This window comes from Calidithermus terrae, assembly GCF_003574345.1.
GTDB lineage: Bacteria > Deinococcota > Deinococci > Deinococcales > Thermaceae > Calidithermus > Calidithermus chliarophilus.
The window spans coordinates 1-2716 of record NZ_QXDL01000337.1; the positions used below are offsets into that span (position 1 = coordinate 1).

The window sequence follows — 2716 nt, forward strand, 5'->3', positions numbered from 1 at the left end:
CCCCCGGCCGAGCGCCACGGACCGGCCGCTCCCCCCCGCCTCCGGGAGGCCCCGCGCGGCGACGGCCTCGAGGCGCTGTTCCGGCCGGCGGTACAGCAGCACCTCGGCCGCGTCGAGGGGCAGCCGCATGACCTGCTCGAGGAAGACGCCGAGCACCTGGTCGAGGTCCAGGCTGCCGCTGATGGCCCGGTCGATGTAGCGCAGCGACTGGAGCTGCTCGAGGCGCCGCTCGAGCTTGTGCCGGAGGCTGGCCCGGTGCACCGCGTTGCCCACGGTCTCGCCCAGCAGCGCCAGCCGGCGCAGCTCGCGCTCGCTGAGCGCGCGGGGGTGCTCGACGGCCACGGTGAGCACCCCGACCGCCCGCGGGCCCGCCAGCAGCGGGACCACCGCCGCGCTCCACCCCCGCGGGACGTGCCCCCGCACGCCCTCCCAGACCCGCGGGTCGGCGGCGAGCTCGCGCACGAGGAGGGGCTCGCGCCCGCGCAACGCCCGGCCGGAGAGGCTTTGCGCCCAGGCCACGGGCGTCGCCGGGAGGGGGAGGTCGGCCACCCAGCCCCGGCTGGCGTAGTCCTCGAGGGTCCGCTGGTCGGGGTCGTAGAGCAGCAGGTTGCCCGCGGGGGTGTTCATGAGGGCGAGGGCCTCGTCGAGGGCGGCCTCGAGCATGGGCCGCAGCCGGTCGGAGCGGCGCAGCGCCTTGCCCACGCGGGCGAGGGCCTCGAGGTCGAGCCGGTGCTCCTGGGCCTCGGTGATGTCGAGCGCGACCGCGAGCACCGCCGGCTCCCCGCCGAACTCGATGCGGCTGGCGGCGTAGTCGAGCCAGCGCGCCTCCCCCGACCTGCGCACGATGCGGAAGGGGTAGCGGCCCACCACCGGCTCGCCGCGCAGCCGGGCGAGCCCGCGCTCGCGGACGGTGGCCCGGTCCTCCGGGTGGACCAGGTCCCAGAAGGGCCGGGCCTGCAGCTCCTCCAGGGTGTAGCCGGAGGCCTCGAGCACCGCCGGGTTGGCGTAGACGACGCGGTGCTCCTGCCACACCAGGATCAGGGCAGGCGCGGTGTCGGCCAGGGTGCGGAAGAGCGCCTCGCTCTCGCGCAGGGCCCGCTTGGCCTCCTCCTCCTCGGTGACGTCGCGCACGTTGAGCACCACCCCCTGCACCGCCGGCTCGTGAAGCAGGTTGCGCCCCCAGACGTGCGCCCAGCGCACCGCGCCGGAGGCGTGGAGGATGCGCGCCCGGTAGGCCACGGTCTCGCCCGGCCGGTCCAGCAGGCGCTCGAGCCCGGCCTCGGCGTAGGCGCGGTCGTCGGGGTGGACGAAGTCGAGGACGTTGAAGGGCCGGTGCAGGTAGCCCAGGGGGTCGTAGCCCAGCACCTGCCGGACGTTGGGGCTGACGTAGCGCATGACGCCTCGGGCGTCGACGACGTAGATGAGGTCGGAGGCGTTCTCGACCAGGGCGCGGAAGCGGTCCTCCAGGCGGGCCCGCTCGCCGACGTCGACGACGCTGCCCTCGTAGTGCATCAGCTCCCCGCCCCGCCCGTGAACCGCCCGCAGGTGCTCCTCGACCCACAGCACCTGCCCGTCCTTGCGCCGCAGGTGCAGGCGCTGGGCCGCCGCCGCCGGGTGGGCGCTGAGGTGCTCGAGGAGGCGCTGGCGCTCGTCGGCCTCGAGGTAGAGCCGGCGGGCGTCCAGCCCGGCCAGTTCGTGCGGGGCGTAGCCGCTGAGGGCCGCGAAGGCCGCGTTGGCCTCGAGCACGCACCCGTCGGGCCCCTGGCGGTACACCCCCACGGGCACCGCGTCGAAGAACTGCCGGTAGCGCAGGCGCTCGGCCCGCTTGCGCAGCGCGCGCTCCACCGCCGCCCGCAGCCGCGGCAGGTGCCTGGGGGTCTTGAGCACGTAGTCCTCGAGGCCGCTGCGCATGGCCTCGACCGCCACCTCCTCCGAGCCGCTGAGGGTGAACATGATCACCGGCAGGTCAGGGTCTCTGGCCTGGACCCGGCGGAAGACCTCCAGGCCGTCGGCGAAGCCCAGGTAGTAGTCGGTGACGACCGTGTCGAAGTCGGCGCGGTCCAGGGCCTCGGCGAGGCCCTCCGCCGTCTCCGCGACGGCCAGCTCCAGGCCCAGGGGCTCCAGGCCGCGCTCGGCCAGCAACCGGTCGGCCGGGTCGTCCTCGACCAGCAGGATGCGGGGCATCGAGGCCAATTCTAACTCTTTGGAGTGACGTTAAGGTGTAACCAGTAGACATCCACCGCCTGCACGATCTCCACCAGCTCCTGCAGGGCCACCGGCTTGACCAGGTAGGAATTGACCCCCAGCGTGTAGGCCTGCCGCAGGTCCTCGGCGGCGCGGCTGGAGGTGAGCACCGTCACGGGCAGCACCCGCAGCTCGGGGTCGGTCTTGATCTCGCCGAGCACCTCGAGGCCGCTCTTCCTCGGCAGGTTGAGGTCGAGCAGCACCACCCTCGGCCAGGGCCGGCTCGGGTCGCGCAGGCGGGCCAGCGCGGCCTCGCCGTCTTCGACGACCTCGAGGACCGCCTCGAGGTCGGCCTTCTGGAAGGCGCGCCGGACCAGCAGGACGTCGCCGGGGTCGTCCTCGACCAGCAGGACCAGGGGGGGCATTGGCCCAAGTATATCCGACCGCGGCGCGCGCCCGGCTCAGGCCCGGAGGAGCTCGAACCAGAAGGCGCTGCCCCGGCCCGGCCCGCTCTGTACGCCCACCCGCCCGC

At 74.6% G+C, this 2716-nt stretch carries 2 protein-coding genes; both read right to left on the reverse strand.

Translation table 11 applies throughout. The features are described from left to right. On the reverse strand, positions 1-2184 hold a 2184-nt coding region (locus Mterra_RS20300; protein WP_119316750.1), incomplete at its 3' end, for a PAS domain S-box protein. Between the two features lie 11 nt (positions 2185-2195). Next, positions 2196-2609: a response regulator gene (locus Mterra_RS20305; protein ID WP_119316751.1), complete on the reverse strand. Its 414-nt coding sequence runs from the start codon at positions 2607-2609 to the stop codon at positions 2196-2198. Positions 2610-2716 lie beyond the last annotated feature (107 nt).